The organism is Marinoscillum sp. MHG1-6 (assembly GCF_024714475.1).
Taxonomy (GTDB): domain Bacteria; phylum Bacteroidota; class Bacteroidia; order Cytophagales; family Cyclobacteriaceae; genus JAMZMI01.
Genome location: NZ_JAMZMI010000003.1, coordinates 248,117 through 269,230, shown reverse-complemented (window position 1 = coordinate 269,230; position 21,114 = coordinate 248,117). Strand labels below are relative to the sequence as shown.

Annotated in this window: 10 protein-coding genes; 5 read left to right on the top strand and 5 right to left on the bottom strand. The window is 42.8% G+C overall.

Translation table 11 applies throughout. The features are described from left to right. Window positions 1-20: 20 nt before the first annotated feature. The gene (locus NXR94_RS08525) at window positions 21-2,237 is read left to right on the top strand and encodes a glycosyl hydrolase (RefSeq protein WP_258104198.1); all 2,217 of its coding nucleotides are present in this window, start codon (window positions 21-23) and stop codon (window positions 2,235-2,237) included. 202 nt (window positions 2,238-2,439) lie between these two features. Here the strand turns inward: NXR94_RS08525 and NXR94_RS08520 are convergent, their stop codons facing one another. Continuing rightward, the gene (locus NXR94_RS08520) at window positions 2,440-6,540 is read right to left on the bottom strand and encodes a hybrid sensor histidine kinase/response regulator transcription factor (protein ID WP_258104197.1); all 4,101 of its coding nucleotides are present in this window, start codon (window positions 6,538-6,540) and stop codon (window positions 2,440-2,442) included. 118 nt (window positions 6,541-6,658) lie between these two features. Next, window positions 6,659-8,215 (bottom strand): arylsulfatase, encoded by a 1,557-nt coding sequence (locus NXR94_RS08515; protein ID WP_258104196.1) that lies wholly within the window; start codon window positions 8,213-8,215, stop codon window positions 6,659-6,661. A gap of 276 nt (window positions 8,216-8,491) precedes the next feature. Between NXR94_RS08515 and NXR94_RS08510 the strand changes: the two genes are divergently transcribed. The 4 genes from NXR94_RS08510 to NXR94_RS08495 all read left to right on the top strand — a co-directional run bounded on the left by NXR94_RS08510 (window position 8,492) and on the right by NXR94_RS08495 (window position 17,503). Continuing rightward, window positions 8,492-9,922 carry a sulfatase-like hydrolase/transferase gene (locus NXR94_RS08510; RefSeq protein WP_258104195.1) on the top strand — a complete coding sequence of 477 codons (1,431 nt, stop codon included), beginning with the start codon at window positions 8,492-8,494 and terminating at the stop codon, window positions 9,920-9,922. A gap of 115 nt (window positions 9,923-10,037) precedes the next feature. Then, complete coding sequence (locus NXR94_RS08505) at window positions 10,038-10,187, top strand: hypothetical protein (RefSeq protein WP_258104193.1); 150 nt, start codon at window positions 10,038-10,040, stop codon at window positions 10,185-10,187. Window positions 10,188-10,744: 557 nt separating this feature from the next. Continuing rightward, window positions 10,745-14,749, top strand: a complete 4,005-nt coding sequence (locus NXR94_RS08500; protein ID WP_258104192.1) for an ATP-binding protein — start codon at window positions 10,745-10,747, stop codon at window positions 14,747-14,749. Between the two features lie 270 nt (window positions 14,750-15,019). Beyond that, complete coding sequence (locus NXR94_RS08495; RefSeq protein WP_258104191.1) at window positions 15,020-17,503, top strand: choice-of-anchor tandem repeat GloVer-containing protein; 2,484 nt, start codon at window positions 15,020-15,022, stop codon at window positions 17,501-17,503. A gap of 312 nt (window positions 17,504-17,815) precedes the next feature. On the opposite strand, the gene NXR94_RS08490 is transcribed toward NXR94_RS08495, so the two are convergent. The 3 genes from NXR94_RS08490 to NXR94_RS08480 form a co-directional block, all read right to left on the bottom strand. Beyond that, window positions 17,816-18,241 (bottom strand): hypothetical protein, encoded by a 426-nt coding sequence (locus NXR94_RS08490; protein ID WP_258104190.1) that lies wholly within the window; start codon window positions 18,239-18,241, stop codon window positions 17,816-17,818. 317 nt (window positions 18,242-18,558) lie between these two features. Beyond that, window positions 18,559-19,740 (bottom strand): DUF1501 domain-containing protein, encoded by a 1,182-nt coding sequence (locus tag NXR94_RS08485; RefSeq protein ID WP_258104189.1) that lies wholly within the window; start codon window positions 19,738-19,740, stop codon window positions 18,559-18,561. Continuing rightward, the gene (locus tag NXR94_RS08480; protein ID WP_258104188.1) at window positions 19,734-21,086 is read right to left on the bottom strand and encodes a DUF1800 family protein; all 1,353 of its coding nucleotides are present in this window, start codon (window positions 21,084-21,086) and stop codon (window positions 19,734-19,736) included. Before NXR94_RS08480 ends, NXR94_RS08485 begins: the two co-directional genes overlap by 7 nt. Window positions 21,087-21,114 lie beyond the last annotated feature (28 nt).

The window sequence follows — 21,114 nt, the reverse complement described above, 5'->3', positions numbered from 1 at the left end:
TGACTTTGACTTTAATTCAAATGAAATTTATAAAATATTCGATTGTTTTTGTTTTCGTTCTGGCCTTTCAGGCTCAGGGTTTCAGCCAGTCCTGGACATGGACGGGAAGTGTAGATAATGATTTTTTCAATGAGTTGAATTGGGTGATCACTGGTAGTGAAGCCTCGCCGGGAGCTGGTTCTATAGACCCTGGTGTAGTCATTACTGAGGATATGGTCATCGGAGATGCAGTCCTGGATATTAGCACGCAGGGCACGTTAACGTTTAGTCCCGAGACGAAAGGGATTGCGTTGTCTAATGCTACTTTCAAATGTGATACCATTACTGCAGGGCTCATTTCTTTATCCAACAATGCTACGCTGGAAGTGATCTCAGCAAATCCTCTGGGAGAGCTGGCAGTACTGGATATTATGGATATGACGAGCTGGGTGAAGTTGCCTTCAGTGGATCCCTATGTGACGGATACGGTATATTTTGATCAATTTGTTTCGGATGGTGTTGCGCAGGTTCTGGATGAGGGCATTCGGATCAATCAATACTATCATCAAGGATCACTGGTAAGACTCCTTGACTCGACTTATGCCCCTCTAACATTATATGACGACAAGGGGTTGGCAGGAGAATCCTTTAGTGTTCCGTATTTTCAAATCTACTCTCGTTCTGAGCTGGGCGACTTCGATAATAAGACGTCCTCTTTTCGGTTAGAACGTGGTTACGAGGTTTGCATGACCATATTTCAAAATGGTACAGGTAAAAGCCAGGTATTTGTAGCCAGTGAGGAGGCCCTGGAGATAGATCTGCCCCAGGCTTTGGATAACAATGTCTCATTTATCAGAGTGATGCCGTGGAACTGGGTCACCAAGAAGGGAGCTTCCAAGTTTCTTTCGGGAGTAGGGGCAACATGGACCTATAACTGGTCCCCAAATGGAGAGTCCCTTCCTGATCAGGAATATGCTCCGATGGCATGGGGCGGAGGTGCAGCTACGCCTGCCGCAGTTCTGGATCATATTGAAAAGGAAAAGGTTACTCATATCATGGGCTTTAATGAATCTGATAATTGCAATGACCAATCCGGTCAGTATGGTAACCTTTGCCAGATAGATGTGGCAGTCCCTACCTTCAAGAATCTGATGGGCACAGGTCTGAGACTTGTGTCTCCGTCACCCCGGGAAAATGGGCCGTTTACCTGGCTGAAGGATTTCAGGGATGCAGCACTTGAAAGTGATGTTCGTTATGATGTCCTTGGGGTGCACTGGTACGATTGGGGTGGTAATCCCGTAAACACACCTTTTGAAGATGCTCAGAAGATTTTTAATCGATTCAAAAACTACCTGAAAAATGTATACGCCGAGCATCAAATGCCTATCTGGATAACGGAGTTTAATGCCAACGCCAATAGAGATAAGTCGGTCCATCTGGCCTTCCTTGAGCTGGCTTTACCTTACCTTGATTCACTGGATTATATTGAAAGGTATGACTATTTCGAGCCTAGTCCCGCGGTAGCCGGTAATAGAGAGGATATTGAGTTCGGCGAATTCTTTGATGTCAATGGAGATATCACGCCTTTGGGAGAGCTATATAGAGATCATGTTTCCTCGCCATCAATACCGGAGGCCACCTGGTCAACTCCGAGCTTTTTAAAGGAGATGGATGTCAGGATTTCCATTCAACTGGATATCCAGGCGGATACCTTGAGTGAAGGTGAGTACGTGGTACTTAGGGCAGAGACTGCCAGAAGTGTGGGGTCTCCGCAGACCTTCTCATTTGTTGTGGAAAATCTCGCATCGGATCAGTATGCTATTCAGAAAGCGGAGTTGACCATTCCGGAAGGTGGAACCTCCGCAGAAACGATTCTTTCTATTGTCAATGATGAGGTGGTGGAGGATACCGCACTTGCGATTGTGAAAATTATTGCAACAACAGATGGAATTGAGTGGATAGGTGCAGGTCATGAAATCGTCATCATCAGTGAGGACGTAGAACCTGAAGTGCCTTTGGATATTCTGCCCACTAAAAGTCTCATTGTGTTACCCAACCCTGTGGAAGATACCTTTCAAATAATGAATCTTCCGGAGGATGCAAGACAATTGGAAATGGTATCTATGGAAGGTAGGGTATATGCGCTTTCAGGAGAGAATGGCTGGTATGACGTGTCGGGTTTCAGTTCCGGACTCTACATGATCCGGTGTTTTTCAAAAAGCGAGGAGATCTATACTCAAAAGATCATTATTCGTTAGGTTTTAGTAGTTTAAGTTGGTGTTAAGGGTGCTGTGGTGGCACCCTTTTTTGTTTTACGAACTCCAACCACAGAAGAGATGCTCAGAGAGCATCTTTGGTTCTCCCAGAAAAATCCTTATTCGTCAGGTCGAAAGACCTGCCGAGACAGGAAAAATTCCGCAATGACGCCCGATGAAAGTGTTTCCTTACTCCCAACTCATCCTACTTATGAAGCTCGCTCTTCAACTCCTCGATTCGGTTTTCACGATAGGTCTTAGGAGAAAGCCCAAACTGCTCGGTGAATGAGCGCTTGAAATATTTATAATCATTGAATCCCACAGAGTAGGCAATGGCACTCAGCTTGGTGTCTTCAGAAATGAGCATTTCGGCCGCCTTTTTGAGTCGGATCGACCGAATAAATCCGGCTATCGACAAACCTGTGATCGATTTGATCTTTCTGTAGAGGGTCGATTGACTCATACATAGATCATCACTCATGGATTCAATCCCAAACTCTGCATTGAGCATGTTTTTCTCAATCATTTCAGATATATCCTGGATGAATTTTTCTTCCTTATCTACTATCGGGTTGGTGGTATTAGGCTCAAACCGGACCTTGTTCAGCAAATGATTTCGGACCTTTTCCCGGTTTTCCAGTAGGGTTGCTACTCTGGATTTGATCACATTCGTATCAAATGGCTTGCGGACGTAATCGTCCGCCCCGAGATCCAGTCCGTCCACTTCATGGACAGTCGATGTTCTAGCTGTAAGCAAAATGATCGGGATATGTGACGTCCTGATGTCATTTTTAAGCAGCTTACAAAGCTCCAGACCATCCATTTCAGGCATCATCACATCACTGATAATCAGGTCCGGTACCTCTTCCAAGGCAATGTCTTTACCCTCCAGTCCATTTTCGGCGACGGTAACATGATAACCCTGTCCTGCAAATAAAGTCTTGAGATAAGTCTGGATATCCTTGTTGTCGTCGATGATCAGCAGGTTGATTTTGGTCTCATCTAATGGAGATTCTTCCCTTTCATTATCTTCGATTTCGGCAGTCGGTTCATATTTGTTGATATCCTCACTGTGAACGAAGTCCTGAAGAATGGTTTCCGGTTCAAAATGTTTAAACCCTTTAGGTATGGTGATCGTAAAGGTTGTGCCTTTTTCCAACTCACTGGAAACAGTGATCTCTCCATGATGAAGCTCAACGATTTTTTGTGAAAGTGAAAGGCCTATTCCTGAACCTACCATTTTCGCAGAGTCGGAGTCACGAATCTGAAAAAACCGGTTGAAGATCTTTTCCTGGTATTCTTTGGAGATGCCTTTCCCGGTATCGGAAATGGTGATGATACAATTATCTGAGTCCTCCTTGAGAGAAACATTGATCTGACCATCTTTCGGGGTAAACTTGAAAGCATTGGATAGCAGGTTACAAATGACCACCTCCATTTTATCCCGGTCATAGGTGAGCTGAAGGTCAGGGGTCTCTGATTGAAAATCGTAATGTACCCCTCTGGTTTCAGCATACCCTTTAAAGGATAAGAAGATCTCCTCAAAGAATGGAGCAAAGTTGCCTGTCGCTACCCGTAGTTTTAATTCATTTTGATCTGCTTTTCGGAAGTCAATGAGCTGGTTGATCAGATCTAGAAGCTTGCTGGCATTCCTTTCGATGTAGGTGAGCTTCTCCCGTAGTTCTGCCGCAAGTTTATGATCCGATAATATTTCACTTACTGGGCTGGTGATGAGCGTGAGCGGAGTACGTAACTCATGAGAGACGTTTGTGAAAAACTGTAGCTTGGCCTCGGTTAATTCATGCTCTTTTTGTTCACTAAGTTTCGCCATGGCGAGTTTAGCTTCGAGCTTGGTTCTGTTGACCAAAAACTGGTTGATCAGGAAGCCCAATACGATAATAATGATTGCGTAAATGGTATATGCCCATGCAGACAGCCAGGGGGGAGGAGAGACCAGTATCTTCATGGAGCTGATGTCACTGAAATGGACGTTGTCCCAGGTACATTTCACTTCAAGGTTAAAATACCCTGCATCCAAACCAATGAAATTAACTTCAGACGAATTGCCATTGTTGATCCAGTTATCCTGTAGTCCAACCAAGCGATAGTAATAGGTGAGGTTCTCCCGGTTCTGGAACTGATCCGGAATAAAGCCAAGGGAGGCCACCGATTCTTTGTAGGAGAGCTCTATTGCGTCTGTATGAGTGATTGCATTTTTAAGGATTACGCGGTCATTGATTTTCTGTCCTACCGCCACTTCTTTATTGTCTATTTTCAGTTGATTGAAAATGAGATTGGGTGGCTCACTGGACAGTTCTACCTGAAGTGGATCAAAGTAAAAGAGGCCTGAAGCGCTACCGAAAAATATGCGAGTGCCATCATTGTAGCATGAGTTGATATTCATGGAGTAAGAATCTGTTTGGTTGCCCAGAAGATTAATGATGTTGTCATTCTCCTTTCGGACGGTTGCAATACCGGCAGCATTACTCAGCCAGATATTTTGTTCAGGATCAATGGTAATTGCAGTGATATAATCGTTTTTAAGCCCCATACTTGAATTAAAAACCTTGACGATTTCGAGATTTTTGCCATTCCATTGTGTTTTCAAAAGTCCGCCCGGCATGCCTAGCCAAATTTCACCCTCGGAGGTTGGTAGGATGGACAGTACAATAACGCTTGGAAGTTGCTGACCTTTTATCGCTTCTACCCGGGTGAAAGTAGTATCTGCTGGATTCAAAAGATACAGACCATTGTAGGTACCTACCCAAATGTTACCCTGATCGTCTTCGATAATTTGACTGATTCGATCACTTTCTAGTGACCCGGATTTCAATGAAAAAGATTCGATCAGATTGGTTTTTAGCTGATCACCATGATCCTCATAGCTCACAAGTAATAGCCCGTTCTGTTGGGTCCCTACCCATAAACGCTTAGCCTGATCCAGGTAAATGGACTTTACTTTATCTCGCTCGTAGATTTTTTTAATCGGGCCTTGCTGGGGTGAATTGATGTCATAGAATTTTAGACCCCAGGCCGTTCCTGCCAGCATTTTATCACCTAATTGCAAAAAGCAGGAGACCTTTCCTTTTTCTACGCCGGGTAATTGTTCGAAAGAACGCAGATTTTTCGAATACCCAATTCCCCCTCCCCAGGTTCCGCACCACAATGCACCCTTACTATCCTTGGCTATGGATTGAATGTTGTTTTCAGGAAGGTTAATGGCATTATCAAACTTATTGATGATATGGGTGATTGATTTTTTTGGACTTAGTTTCACTACACCTCCATAACCCGTAGCAACCCATATTAACCCATCATCATCGATATAGATATCCAGAACCGTTTCATAATTGGTGTTGTTGGGCTGTCCGGGTATCAGATTGAATTTTTTAAAGCTCGTCCGGTCCTGGGAGCTTACGTACATCCCCTGATTCCAGGAGCCTACCCAAATCCGGCCTTTTTTGTCAATATTAACCGTGTTTAAGTCTCTGAGACCCAATCTCGTACTCCCGGCAAACTCGGTGATTTCATTTGTGTTAATGTCATATTCAAAAAGGCCCTTTGAAGATCCAATGAGCAACTTTTCAGAAATGCTGTCATATAAGAGGCTCTGACAGACTCCAACTTTGATCCCTGTATCGATGAACCTTGATTCATCAACGGAATATTTAAATAGCTGATTGCCCGGGGCGACCCATAAGTTGTTGAATGAATCCAATTCCAGGTCATGTATAATGTTGTTATTGAAATAAGTTGCGGTAAGCTGATAATTGTCAGCAGAGAATTTTAATAAGCCAAGTCCCCAGGTTCCAACCCAAATATCCCTGTCACGGTCTTCAATGATTTCTGTGATTCGAATAACATGAGCTCCTTTTTTGGCAATAATTTGCTCATTTAGATTGATGAACTCGTCAGAAGCCTGGTAATACACGGAGATTCCCCCGCTTTTGGTCCCGACCCACAGGTTCTCCCGGCTATCAATAAATAGCGTTTCAATATTTTCATTTAACAGACGCTGATAGCGCTCATCCGGTCTAAGTATTTTGAATGATTTGCCATCATATCTGTTCAGGCCGCCCTCGCAGGCGAACCACATCATCGAATATTGGTCCCTTTCAATTTTTGATACGAAATTGTTTGAGAGCCCTTTCGATATATCGATATATTCAATGTTAAATTCTGAGAGATGTTGTTCAATACTGAGCTTTTCTGACTGGCAAAGACCAGGTGTATACCACCCAACAATAAATGTCAGAATCAAATACCAGGTATTGCCAAACACAATATGGTGATGCTTCTTCTGCACGGTATATAAATATAGCGGGTTAGGAGCTAGAATACATCAAGAGGGCGTTCATAAAACACCACTCATAAAGAAGGGTGAAGGTGAAGTTATTTTCTATCAAAAACGTAGTCGTTTGGTACTACTCATTAACAATGGAACCGTTCGATTGGTTGCTGCCCTGTCTGATGGAAGCAAGCTTTTCTTTCATTTTCTGGACGATTCCGGGGTAGTCGTTGGCTACATTGATCCCTTCTGACTGGTCTTTGTCAAGGTTGAAAAGCTGGGGTATATCGTGAGCACCGAGATCAACATTTTTCTTTAATAACCATGGCTTAAGTTCTACACCATCAGGTAGCGGTTCAATGTATTTCCATGGACCTTTTCTGAGTGCCAATCTATAAGATTCCTCAAGTAGGTATTGACGTCCTTCTGGCGACTGACCCATTAAAGCAGGTAATAGATCTTCGCTATCGGCTGCTTCATTTTCTTCAAGCTTAATACCTAGCAGGCTAGCAATAGAGGCCATGATGTCAACCTGAGAAATGAGGGCTTTCGATACTCCGGCCTGAATATGTCCTTTCCAGTAAGTGATAAAGGGGACTCGCGTGCCCCCTTCAAAGGAGCTGTATTTCCCTCCTCTGTAAGGCCCTCCGGGTTGATGATCTCCCAGCTTTTCTACTGCAAAATCAGCATATCCATCGTCGAGTACCGGGCCATTGTCACTGGTGAAAATGATCAGAGTGTTTTCCTCCAGTCCCAAAGATTTTAGTTGATTGATAATTTGCCCCGTTATCCAGTCCATCTGGACAATAGCATCACCTCTGGGGCCCATTTTGCTCTTCCCGATGAACCGCTCATTGGGCAGACGGGGAACATGTATATCATGAAAGGAAAAGTAGAGAAAGAATGGGTTGTCTTTGTTCGCTTCAATAAAGGAATAAGCCTTTTGGGTAAACACATCCGGGAACTCTTCATCTTTCCACCAGGCCTGTTTTCCGCCAATCATGGCACCAATTCGACCTACACCGTTTATCAGGGTTTCGCTGTGCTGCTTATCAGATACATATCGTGCATTTTCGGGAGTTGCCCTGACTTGCCCAAGGTCCTTGTTATAGGATACCGTGATCGGATCATTTTTATCCAGATTGAGCACTTCATAATTTTCCAGATATACCGTTGGGACCCTGTCTCCTGTTGCAGGCAGGAGGAATGAATAGTCAAACCCGATTTCGAGTGGTCCGGGAGATACTTTTCCGTTCCAGTCGACCTCACCACTACCAAGTCCCAGATGCCATTTCCCTATAACACCATTCGTATAGCCGACCTTTTTAAGCATTTTAGGTAAAGTGAATTTGGACGTATCGATCAGGAGGGGTGCATCTCCGGGTAAAATTTCGGCATTGTTTCGAAAGGCATATTCCCCTGTTAACAAGGAATATCTTGAAGGAGTGCAGGTAGCGGCGGAGCTATGTGCATCTGTAAACCTGATACCATTCAGGGCCAACCGGTCAACATTGGGAGTTTGCACGCCCTTGGCGCCATAGCTACTCAGATCACCAAACCCCAGGTCATCTACATAAAAGACAATGATGTTTGGTCGGGTATACCCTTCAGGAGCGGACTCGCCGCCGGGGCTTCTAAAAAAACAGCTACAGGTGAGGATAGAAAGGATCCAGAGGCTTGACGAAACTCTCATTTTATATCACTTTGGGTTGAAGTACAAAGTGAGGCCATTCCAGTTTCTTTTTTGGCTACTCATCTTTTAAATAGGGGGTTATATTAGTCAAAATTAAGTTTATGTTTCTGATTTACTGGAAATGGGCGATAAATGTTAGCAAATGGGGAACTTCTCATTTAACTAGTAGAACTCTGAGCGATATCACCCTTAACATGACGATTAAGACCCTTTGCCCTGCTTCGCTATCAGCTAGATTTGAAAACCTGAAACAGAGTGTATATAAATGTTAATGAAATGAAAAGGCTTTGGTATCTGATATTTGGATTGGTGGTTGCTTCTTTAGTATTTATAGCCTGTTCGAAAGGCAATACATCAAAATCAAGAGGTGATTCAAGGCCTAATATCATTATTATTTTGGCGGATGATGCAGGCTACGCCGACTTTGGATTTATGGGTAGTAAGGATATTCTCACTCCGAATTTAGATGCACTTGCCAAAGACGGTGTGATTTTCACCGATGCCCATGTCTCCGCGTCTGTCTGCAGCCCAAGCAGAGCAGGTCTGTTGACGGGACGATATCAACAGCGCTTCGGGCATGAGTGTAATCTGGAACCGGGTATTACCAATGCCTTTGATTCCGTTCAGGTGACGGTTGCTGAGTACCTAAAATTACAGGGCTATCAAACTAGTATTTTCGGGAAGTGGCATTTGGGAGAAGCCGCGCATCAGCATCCGCTAAGTAATGGCTTCGACTACTTTTGGGGATTTCTGGCTGGGGGAAGGAGCTACTTTCCGGATGCTAAAGATGACGAACCGGGCAATATCAAGGCCATTCTTGAGAATTATACCCCGGTGAAGTTCGATGACTACCTGACAGACGCGATAGGAAATCAGGCTGCCGGTTATATTGAAGATCAGGCCAGGAATGCTGACCCTTTTTTTATGTACCTGGCCTTTAATGCTCCGCATACACCGATGCACGCCAAGGCTGAAGTGATCCGATCATTTGGGGAAGCGCATGCCAGACCCGTTTATGCAGCTATGCTTTGGTCTATGGATGAGGCCATTGGGAAAGTGATCAATCAAATGAAAAATAGCGGCATTTATGATAACACGCTGATCTTCTTTCTTAGCGATAATGGAGGAGCTCATAATAATAATTCTTCAGTGGCACCTCTAAAAGGGTGGAAGGGAAATCAGTATGAAGGCGGGACCAGAGTGCCCTTTTTGGTGATCTGGAAGGCTGAAGTTGAAGGGGGTAGAAAGTTTGATGGGCTTACATCTTCTTTGGATATCTACGGAACGATTGCCGTTGTTGCCGGGAAGGAACCGACCACGGACAATAAACTTGATGGAGTAAACATATTGCCTTATTTGAATGGTGACAGGGAGGGGAATCCACATGATATATTGTATTGGCGCAAAGACGAGATGTCCACCATTAGAAATCAAAACATGAAATACATCACTTCCGAAGACAGCCTGGAGGTCATGTATGACCTGGATCAAAACCTGGGAGAAACCGATGACTTGAGCAGTATGTATCCGGATATGAAAGACTCTCTCAAAGCCATGTTATCAAAATGGGAATCAGGTCTGCCTCAGCCTTACTGGAAAGAGGCTGAAGACTGGAACGAGGTGACCAGGATCATTTATAGAGACCTGATGTCCAATACCCCACCTACAGTGAAAAATCCCAAGGATTTGGAGGAGCATTTGAATTAGTCTGAAGGGTTGGTTCTTAATTCAACTTATTTTGGACAGGACAGCAGAAACTAGTTTAGCGTATAACTGCTAAGGAATGTTAGTTTGCACCTTACTGATTATTTATCTTAGTTACATGACTTCAATAGTTGTTAATCCTAAAAGCCGGAAAGAATTGCAGTTTCTTTCAGAACTCCTACAAAAACTGGGCGTTGATGTAAAAGTTCTGTCCGATGAAGACTCGGAGGATTTAGGGTTAGCTATGCTAATGAAGGATGTTGATTGATCAGATGTTGCTCCAGAAGATGAGGTTACGACAAAACTGAAAGGTTAAATGCAAGTTGTCTTCTATCGCACTTGTCGGTGTTATAATCAACAATGGGTCGCTACTTCACTTTGGAGAGTACTTATACCATCAAATAAAATAAATTCTAAGCATAGAAGACGGTTCGAGTTATAAACTCGGACCAGCGGGGGGCACCACAACAGAATATAATGCACCCACACATCTTTCAGTGGGTTAGTATTTTATTTATTATCCCTAGAAAAATACAGGTTGATCATTAGATCGCAACCAATACATCCGTTTTAAACAATATATCAGTATACAGGATGGGAGAAAATTCAAGTACCGGTGTACTCAGCGCTACTCACAAAGAAGATGTGGATGCCTGGGGCCTTTTGACAAATATCTGTCAGTAAATGCAAGATTTCTGTCAGTCCACCTCGTCCTTCATCACTAACTTCTCTATACCAATTCTTGTGTAGAATTTCAGTCATTGAAACCTATAACAAGTAATAAGCTATGTACACAAACTAACCCTTAAATGGTTAAATTTATATATGCCCTTCACCGCTCCAATATTGCTACTACTGAAAGAAATTAGAATTGATAAGTACGTCGCCTATTATGTAGTGATTGTTCGACTCCTTACTTGGATTTTTTTATCTCTTGGTTTGAATTGGGGAGGCAACGCTCAATCCAATCAAAACTCCCTTTTTGTTGAGCGCATCCCTGGGTTTCATTCAAGAGTTCATGGGATTGTAAAGGACAAGCAGGGTTTTTTGTGGGTGGCGGATGATGTAGGGATTCATAGATATAATGGAAGGGAATTTGAAAAGGTCAATTACCTTTTTACGAATGAACCAAATGTGGCAGTATGGGGGCTTTATTTAGATTCTCTCAATCGCATTTGGATCAATTCCCGCCAGGGATTCAAAATAATAGATCGGGAGCACTCCAAAGTTATCGATACAGACATCCCGTGGCACAGGTTTCTTCATTTCGCCAGAGATACATTATTGATCATTAGAGATTTTGATTTTCTGGTTTTTAATATGATTGATTCGACAACCAGGCAAATCGATTTAATCGATTTTGTTTCGGAAAGGATCAAGGGGATATGGCAGAATGATGCTGGTGAATGGCTGGTTCAGCACGAAAAGGGAATTATTCATTTGAATAAGAATTTTGAATTCATCAGAAATGAACCGGTCAAAGTGGAAGAACTTTATTGGAAAAAGTATGTTCCCGGGGCACCGGAATACTGGAATTTCAGGATAGGAAGAAACTGGGGGTCCGTTAAGGACAATGATGGGAATATCTGGATGATCCATTCTTACCGTGGGTTGCTGAGGTTTAACCCGGATGGTGAGAAGATAGGGACCTTGTTTCTGGAAACATCAGATGAATTTGGGATCCCGGATAACATTAATAAGTTGCATTACGACTCAGGGGAGGATATCATTTGGCTGGGAACCTTTCACGGTTTGTGCAAGATTGTCAGACACAAACAATTTTTTGAGGTTGAACCATTAGAGGATAAGACTTATCCGGTTTTCATCAATCATCGCGCTATCATGAGAGAATTCAGTCAGGCCATCTACCAGGATTTTAAGGGTGACTTTTGGTTCCGTTCAGAAACCAATCTATTCAAAACCGGTCAAGTTAATCATGAAGCTTATATCAGGACCGCTAAAGACTACAGGTTTTTCATGGATTACCAAGGAAAAAATATGTGCTTTGGTGAATACTCAAGTTCGGGGGAGTTGTGTTTGCTCAAATATTCTATTGAGACAGAGGAATTGAAATTCATCCCTCTTGCATTCAAGCCGAAGGAGCCTAATGATTTACAAAAAAGAAAATTCATTAATGAGACGGAGTTTTTTGGTGCCTGGCAAAATAAGTGGGCCGTCATTATGAGTGTAAAAGATTCTGTACGGATATTAAAGAATCATGAACAATTGTTCCCAGAGAAATATGATGATTTGGAATGCTATTGGTTCAGAAATGATTGTAATGGTACCACTTGGGCTGTAACGAATAAAGGCATTTTTTATCTTGATATCGAGCAATTGGAATTTGTATTGGTGCCGGGGTTTGAGGAGGCACGCAAGGAATGGATGTGGGATTTAGCATCGGATGGGCCGGATGTTACCTGGATGATCACAGATAAGGCCTTTTGGAAGGTGGATATGAAAACCAATGAAAGTCGTAGTTATCCGTATGATCAGACCCATGGCGTCCGCGGAGTATTGGTAGATGATTTAGGTAACCCATGGGGTATATACTACAATGGGATGATGAGGCTCGATGTTGAAACTCTAAAGATCACCTACTTTGAGAATGGTAAGGATTGGAAGTTTACCAGCGCCGGGAACCCTCCATTTTTAAAAGGGAGAGATGGTAAGTTTTACTTTGAGGGGCAGAATTTATTGATTTCAATCGATCCTGCGGATTTTCAATTAATTGATGATCCACTTGATGTTTTTGTAACACAACTTGTCATTGGAAATGATCCTATTGATTCAATGAACAATAAGTATAATGCAGGGCCGGGTTTCAAGAGTCTTGAATTGGAGCATTATCAAAATACGTTGATATTTCAGCTAGGATCAACGAATCATCAGCATTCAGAAGACAATCAATATTATTATAGGTTGTCCGGAGAGGATAATAAATGGAATCATCTGGTGAGCCATAGCAAAGGAATCTACCATAAATTATCTCCAGGAGAATATACCCTTGAGCTGAAAATGGAAAATTCGTTTTATCAGAATGAGGCCTATTCAAAGATTGATTTTGTTATCAAGACGCCGTTTTGGGATACCGGATTGGCCTTATTCTTAAAGGTTCTTTTTATTGGAGTTATCTTATATGTAACGATAGCAGAAATATTTCGTCGAAGGCATCTCCTATTGGATCTCGAGCATAATAAGCGTTCTACAGAGCATTTGAAGGAGGTGAACGCGCTAAAATCAAATTTCTATGCTAATATTTCTCATGAATTTCGTACGCCACTGACCCTAATCAAAGGGCCGATCGATCAACGACTCTCCCGGGCGACTTCAAATGAAGACAGGGAAGAATTTGGATTGATAAAAAGAAGCACTGATCGCTTGCTTAACCTGGTCAATCAATTACTGGATCTATCGAAGGTTGAAGGGAAAATGATGAAACTGAGATGCAGGTTTGGTGATATCAATAGACTACTCATCGTGATAGCCAGTCAATTTTCCTCTGTTGCTTTATCTAAATCAATTTTATTTGAGAAGGAATTGGAGGAGGAAGTGAATATGTTTTATGACGAAGATATGGTTCAAAAAATCATTAGCAACCTGTTGTCCAACGCCTTCAAGTTTACCAGCACAGGAGGACACATAAAACTCAAGTCAAAAAAATCGGGTCCGTCAGAGGAGTTTAAGGAAGGGTGCTTTGAAATTAAAGTTACCGATTCGGGACCGGGCATTGATCCACAAGATCTGGACAAGATCTTCGATCGCTTTTATCAGGCAGATGATTCCGCAGGGCGAAGGCATGAAGGTTCAGGTATTGGCCTTGCGCTTACGAAGGAACTCGTTGAGCTACATCAAGGAAGAATTTCTGTTTCGAGCATATCAGGAGTGGGTACCAGTTTTATGGTGAGGTTGCCATTAGGTTCAGCTCACCTTGAGAGTGATGATGTTGTGACTGCCTATGATAATAATGAGAAGCAACAAGAGATAAAAAGCACTCAATTGGCTTACAATTATGAACCGGTGCAAACGCCTTCAATGGATGGAAATTCTGAAACTAACGCTCCGGTAGTGTTGATCGTAGAAGATAATGCAGATTTGAGGCTTTATATCAGCAAGCAGCTGATGGAGGAATTTGAGGTGCTATTGGCAGAAGATGGTCAGATTGGGTATGATCGGGCAGTTGAAACCGTTCCGGACCTTATTATCACGGATTTAATGATGCCAAACATGGATGGGGTTGAATTGTGTAAGGCATGCAAGCATGATGAACGTACCAGTCATATACCGATTATTATGCTTACCGCTAAAGCTGAACAGGCAGATAGGATAGAGGGATTTGAAGTAGGGGCTGATGCATATATCGAAAAGCCCTTCGATATGAGTGAATTGAAAATCAGGGTTGACAACCTCATTAAAATGCGTAATCTCCTGCATAATAAATATGCAGGGATCAAAATTATTAAGCCATCAGACATTCGAACTGAATCGCAGGATGACAACTTCATTAAGAAGGTAGCTGAAACGATCGAAGGAGGCATGAGTGAATCCTCTTTTAGTGTGGAACAATTAGCCAATCAAATGAATCTTAGCCAGATCCAGCTATACCGAAAGCTCAAAGCCCTGACCAACCACTCGCCAAATGAGCTCATTAGAGAATTTAGACTGGAGCGGGCAGCCTCCTTGCTGAAACAAAATGCAGGAAATGTGTCGGAAATTGCCTTTAGAGTTGGCTTTGAAAACCTCTCCTACTTTTCAAAATGCTTCAGAGATAAATATGAAATGACCCCAAAAAAGTATTTGGAAATCCATCTTACAAAGGCTGATTCATAGATCGACTTGAGGGCTGGGGTTGTTTAACTTAATCTCAAGTCGCTCATGTCATTTTTTCCTCCAATATGTTCATATTGATCACTCCTTATACCTTAAAGGCCCCTTTTTTCAACCCCTTTGAAAGATTATTGATACCTTTTGATGAGATATTGTTAACGATTGCACATTAAAAATTTCTCCGAGGATTATTGTCAGCAATTGAAATATTCCTGCTAACCGTGAACATGGTTTGATACTTAACTTCTACTTCAATCAAACAATTCACGCGCTATGAAAACTTTGTTAAAAATCATTCTTTATATGGTATGCTTAAGTGCTCTTGAGCTACCATTTGTTGCGAACTCTCAAGTGCCTACGGATTTTAATTCAGGGGCTATTGTATATGGCCAATCAACAAAGCTAATTGGTATTGGAACTTTGGGAGGGGGCTCAGTATTTACCATAGATGAGAATCTGTCAAGTGCTGAGAAATTGATGGACTTTGCTTCGGAGCATCGTCCATATTTCACAGGCCTCGTGGAAAGTAACGGTAAAATGTGGGGAATGACCTCTACTGGGGGACGGTCAGGAGCAGGAGTGATTTTTTCTATCAATATAGATGGTACCGGATATGTGAAGGTTCATGAGTTTGACAGAAAAAATGGGGGAACCCCTTATGGAAGTTTGGTGGAAAGCAATGGTAAGCTCTGGGGGATGACTGTCAATGGAGGTACACATGATACCGGGGTAATTTTTTCAATTAAAACAGATGGAACCGGCTACAATAAGGTGTTTGATTTTGACGATTTAAATGGTAGGTATCCATATGGTTCGCTGGTTGAGTGCCATGGCAAATTATGGGGGATGACATCTAGTGGTGGGTTAGGTAGTTCAGGGGTGCTCTTTGCTATCAATACAGATGGCACAGGATATAAAAAGTATTTTGATTTTTACGGTGAAAATGGGAGCCGACCCTATGGAAGTTTGGTCCAAAGTAACAGAGGTCTGTGGGGTATGACCACCAGAGGAGGGGTGAATGGATTAGGAGTAATCTTCTCTCTGGATTTAGAAACACATGCATATACCAAAATGCATGATTTTGATGGTGAAAGTGGGAGTACTCCATATGGTAATTTATTGGAAAGTAATGGAAAGTTGTGGGGCACCGCAACCTCTGGAGGAGGCAATGATAGTGGAGCAATCTTTTCCATTAATGCTGATGGTACAAATTATCAAATGGTTTTCAGTTTTGATGGTTCCAATGGAAGGAAACCGTATGGAACACTTGTAGAATGCCGGGAAAAATTATGGGGAATGGTCAGCTTTGGAGGACGAAAAGGGTTTGGATCAATTTTTTCGCTAAAAAATGATGGCACGGGATTTACTAGTGTTTATGATTTTGATAGTAAGAATGGAAGTCAGCCTTATGGGAGTCTCGTTGATAGGAATGGCGAACTGTGGGGCATGACCTCAGGAGGGGGAGCCAGTGGCTCCGGGCTTATTTTTTCACTTAACACTGAGAACAGGGATTATAATATAGTTCGCGATTTTGAAGGAGGGGATGGTCAATATCCGTATGGTGGTTTGGTCGAAAGTAATGGAATGCTTTGGGGTATTACATCACAGGGGGGTACTGGTGGAGGTGTTATTTTTACTTTAGACAGGGAGGGTACCAGTTATTCCAAGATTTACAATTTTAGTGGCGCTCAAGGTCACCATCCTCATGGGAGGTTGCTCGAACTTGAAAGCAGGTTGTATGGTGTGACTACCAGTGGTGGTAATAATGGGTATGGAGCCATTTTTTATCTTGATAATGATGGCACGAATTACACTAAGATGCATGATTTTGATGGTGTCAACGGAGCACAACCCTGGGGAGGTTTGATTGAAAGTAATGGTAGGTTGTGGGGTATGACTGTTGCCGGTGGTTCGAGTGGATACGGGACAATTTTTAGTATCAATCCCGATGGTACTGAATTCACTAAGGTACATGACTTTAATGGAGTAAATGGCAAATATCCACATGGGTGTTTACTGGAATATCAGGGTAAATTATGGGGAATGGCAGCGCAGGGAGGTTATCGGGACGTTGGTGTGATTTTTACTATTAAGACAGATGGAACCGGCTATGCCAAAGTGCATGATTTTGATATCGCCAATGGTGCGGTCCCGTATGGTAATCTTATTGAAAGCAATGACAGGCTATGGGGTACTACCCTGACCGGAGGAAGAGGAGTCGGGGTTATTTTCACCTTTAAGCATAAGCGCTTTGAATTTAGAAAAGTATATGATTTTGATAAGGTCAATGGTGGGTTTCCAATGGGGAGTTTAGTGGAGTGTAATAAAAAACTATGGGGTACTTGTAATTCAGGTGGCAGTCTTGGAGAAGGGGTTGTGTTTTCAATAAATACCGATGGTACGGAATATAAGCGCGTAGCAAATCTTAACGCCTTGGAATCAGGTGGTAATCCAGTTGGCGTCTTACTTCCTGTGAGGTTTGGTACCCCGTTGAATACCGTTTCTGAGAATGAGTTGAAAGAAGATGTGGTCATCTACCCTAATCCGGTTAAGAATATTTTACATATCTCAAATGGTCAGAATCTTGGAGGGGCGGAGATGCGTGTATTTGACCTTAATGGTCGTAAGGTAAATGTCCAAATAGGAGGTGATCTTGATAGAATGGAAATTGATGTTTCACAGCTCAGTCGAGGTGCGTATATACTGACAATCGGTAATGATAAGTCAAGAAGTAAGAAGTTTATTAAGGTTGATTGATTTGAACATATTTAGGAGTACCCTGGCAGATCATTAAGTCAGGGTACTACTATGAATGATGTAATGGAATTCCTTCAAGCCCTTGAGTCCTTCTTGGTGTTATCACCGACAAGGTTTTTGGATCATATTGATGGGAACATGACGGAACAATATCAAATAAAAAATCTCAAGAATCGTAAAGGTCCTAGTTGCAAAATCGAACCAGCGGGGGTGGCTCAACGTGATAATTAATGAGACCCTGCCGGATCCCGTCGGAGAATGAATGAAGTAGTGCAGTTTATTAAGTTAAAGCGGGAAGGAGGAGAGTCGAAACTAATCCAAAGAAAGGCTTAAGGAATTGTCACAGTCCACCCCCTGGCATAGCACAGAATCACCAATGCTTAGCTGTTCAATCTCTAAAAAGTTCCCACAACATTTGGATTTGCTGTAACTCGCTTCAATTTTGATATCATAGGTTGTGTCTGCAAGGATGACTTTTATAGAATCATTATTATCTGATAAATGAACGAATAATTCACTCACCTGAGAGTCGTATTCATGGATGTAAGCATCGACCATTTCACCATTTTGAAGTACGGCTGCTTCAGCCAATGAAATGGAATCATTCTCCAATTTTAGAAAAATGCCTTCATTAGGGCATTTCACTGAGGAACAAGGCCCCAGCAATTGATCACACGAATAGAGGATTGATACGAGTGAAATGATAATAATGAGGGAACGGTATTGAAATTTGGACATTTATGGATTGAGTTTTCAAAAATAACGGATTTATACTAAGTGATACTTCTTATCTAAGACCAATAGGAAATCATCATTACAAGAGAGGAACGACCGAAGCAATCTTTTTCAATTGTAAGATTACTTCGCTACGCTCGTAATGACGTCCCCGGCGATTAGTTCTCAGTTGTAGTTACCTGACAGAAAGACAATCCTGAAAGGATCTTTGGAGTTGATTAGAGGAGAATAGTATGCATATTGTTACCATCATTCCACGGGGAATTACCGCTGGAAGACTAGACAGGGGTTATACATGAACTCTGCAACTTCTTCTTGAACTAAATGAACTTCAGCCGATCAAATTGACCCTTCACAATACTTTCCGCATCAGCACCCAGCCAGCCGTTTAATAAAGTGCTGTAAACCTGTCGGAAGTCAATCTGATGGTCAAGATCGCCTTCATTGAGGTTGGACAAGTCGGGGAGCTCATTGTAAAATCCTGCAGACTTCAGATTACCTCCCATTATGAAAAGGTTGTTGGCTTTTCCGTGGTCAGTTCCTCCGCTTGCATTTTGCTTCACCCGTCTTCCAAATTCGGAGAAGGTCATTACCAGAGTATCGGTCCACTCACCATTTTGCTTCAAATCTTCTGCAAATACTTTGATGGCATCGCTGTAAATTTTCAACAACCTTCCCTGACGAGCGTGCTGATTGTTATGGGTGTCAAAACCGCCCAGACTAACATAGTATACAGGGGATTCTACCCCGGACATGATCATCTCTGCGACTTGTTTCAGTTGGTTTCCAAATATGTTGTCCGGATAGGTTTTTTTGGTGCTAAAGATCTTGTTCTTTTCATACAAATAACTGGCGCTACTTCTGGTGTCGGCCATGGTTTTGTAAAGGAATTCTGCTGTAGGATTGTTGCCGGAGTAAGATGATGCCTCCGCACTTCTGGCACTCTGGTAGAATTGCTGAATATTGGTGACAGGTAGTCCTTTGTATTTTTCACCCTTCATTGCCAGGCTCAGGATATTGTTGATCTCTACGGCCGTGATTTCCTTATCGGGGCTACATTCACTGTCCAGGTAGCGACCGAGCCACCCGGTACTCAAGTATTCATTGGAACTACTGGCGGTTTGCCAGATATCCATGGATCTGAAGTGGGATCTGTTCGGGTTAGGATATCCAACACTATTCAAAATGCAGATGTCTCCTTCGTCAAACAAGGCTCTGAAACCCGTCATATTTCCATTCAGCCCTGCGTCATCTGTAAGCTTCAGTACCTGATCTGTATCTGGAGCCAGTTGAGGACGCAGACTGTAGAGCAATTCATTTCGATAGGGAATGATCGTATTTAACCCGTCGTTACCACCCGAAAGCTGAATAACTACCAGTCGCTTTCCGTTTGGTTGAAGAATGCGCGAGTTGGCCTGAAGGAAAGCAGGGACGATCAATGTTCCCGCAGTGGTGAGGCCCATTTTCTTGAGAAATTCTCTTCTGTTCGAACGACCTAACATAATTGATATTCCGGTTTAGAGGTGAAGTAAACGATTTGATCCAGGAACTCGGAAGGCACATTGATGCCTTGGGTATGATCCTGTAGAAGAAACTGCTCAAGTGCGGCGGCGGAGTCATTTTCAAAGGAAGACTTCAGTGTGTCCAAATCCAGGCGCGTCTCCAATCGGCTCAGCCTGCCTCTGATTTTAAACTGATCGTTGTCGTCAAAGGAGGCTTCCGGCTGGTTTTGAATCACCGCGGCTTTGAATACCAGTTCCGGCAGGTTGACTCTGAACATCAGGGAGGCACTGTCTACCCAATCTTTGCCATCCGGCCATCCGGCTACATTTGGAGGATCGAAAAGAACCTGTCCCATCATACGTTGCAAAAAGATGAGACTATCCTCATCCTCGATGGATACCTGCAATTGACGCTGCATACTGACAATCAGCTCAATCGGAGATTTTATTCTGGATCCGATGTTTTGATGTTTATAAAATTCATCGGAGAAGAACATGACCTTTAGTCCTGTTTTTATATCATAGTCAGAGTTATACAGTGCATCCGCCACTTTTCTTTCCAACTCAGTATTGCCTTCATGATTGACGAAATAGGCGACCCATTTTTGGCTAATGTATCTGGCTGTTTGCATGTTTTTCAGCAACAAATCCAGGACATCATCTCCTTTGAAATTTCCTATTTTACCCAATATGGATTTTGTTCCCTCGTCGTGCCATTTGGAGCGCTCCATAAAGTTCCCTTCACTGTCAAAACTCCATCCGGTAAAGGCCCTTGCAGCTTCTGAGATATCCTTTTCGTTGTAATTCTGATCTCGCCCCAGAGTGAAGAGCTCCATAACCTCTCTGGCAAAATTTTCGTTGGGTGCCTGCTTCCTGTTTTGCTGGTTATTGAGATATTGGAGCATGGCGGGTGATTTAGATATTGCGCGAAGGAGATCGCCAAAATTTCCGAGAGCTTCCTTCCGTATGGCATCAAGGTAACCTTGCATGAAAATCGGGTTCTGGGATTTGCAGGCAAAGTGATCATGCCAGAAAAAGGCCATTTTTTCGTTCAGGCTGGAGGGGGCGTTGACCATTTCCTTAACCCAAAGGGTGTTGAGCGTCCTGATATCAGCTCTGGCCTGCTTGCGCATCATCTGCTTGTTCTGGTCGGACATTTCCCGCATATTTCCGGGGTTAGGGTAGGAGGTATCAATGGCTACTTTTCCGGGTTTCCTGCCTTTCTTGAATTGATCCTCCAGGATTTCGTCCGGACTTTTGTTGATATAACTTTTGATGACCTCATAGCTGTCACCAAAACCTGCTCTGAGCAGTAAGTGCTGGACTTCCCGTTGATTTAGTTTCATGGGAGTTAGATCATTTTTGGGGTTAAAG

What these genes read in the sequence shown, in the direction of transcription:
- NXR94_RS08525 (WP_258104198.1), top strand. Translation starts at nt 21, where the DNA reads ATGAAATTTATAAAATATTCGATTGTTTTTGTTTTCGTTCTGGCCTTT.
- NXR94_RS08515 (WP_258104196.1), bottom strand. Translation starts at nt 8,215, where the DNA reads ATGAGAGTTTCGTCAAGCCTCTGGATCCTTTCTATCCTCACCTGTAGC.
- NXR94_RS08510 (WP_258104195.1), top strand. Translation starts at nt 8,492, where the DNA reads ATGAAAAGGCTTTGGTATCTGATATTTGGATTGGTGGTTGCTTCTTTA.
- NXR94_RS08505 (WP_258104193.1), top strand. Translation starts at nt 10,038, where the DNA reads ATGACTTCAATAGTTGTTAATCCTAAAAGCCGGAAAGAATTGCAGTTT.
- NXR94_RS08500 (WP_258104192.1), top strand. Translation starts at nt 10,745, where the DNA reads ATGCCCTTCACCGCTCCAATATTGCTACTACTGAAAGAAATTAGAATT.
- NXR94_RS08495 (WP_258104191.1), top strand. Translation starts at nt 15,020, where the DNA reads ATGAAAACTTTGTTAAAAATCATTCTTTATATGGTATGCTTAAGTGCT.
- NXR94_RS08490 (WP_258104190.1), bottom strand. Translation starts at nt 18,241, where the DNA reads ATGTCCAAATTTCAATACCGTTCCCTCATTATTATCATTTCACTCGTA.
- NXR94_RS08485 (WP_258104189.1), bottom strand. Translation starts at nt 19,740, where the DNA reads ATGTTAGGTCGTTCGAACAGAAGAGAATTTCTCAAGAAAATGGGCCTC.
- NXR94_RS08480 (WP_258104188.1), bottom strand. Translation starts at nt 21,086, where the DNA reads ATGAAACTAAATCAACGGGAAGTCCAGCACTTACTGCTCAGAGCAGGT.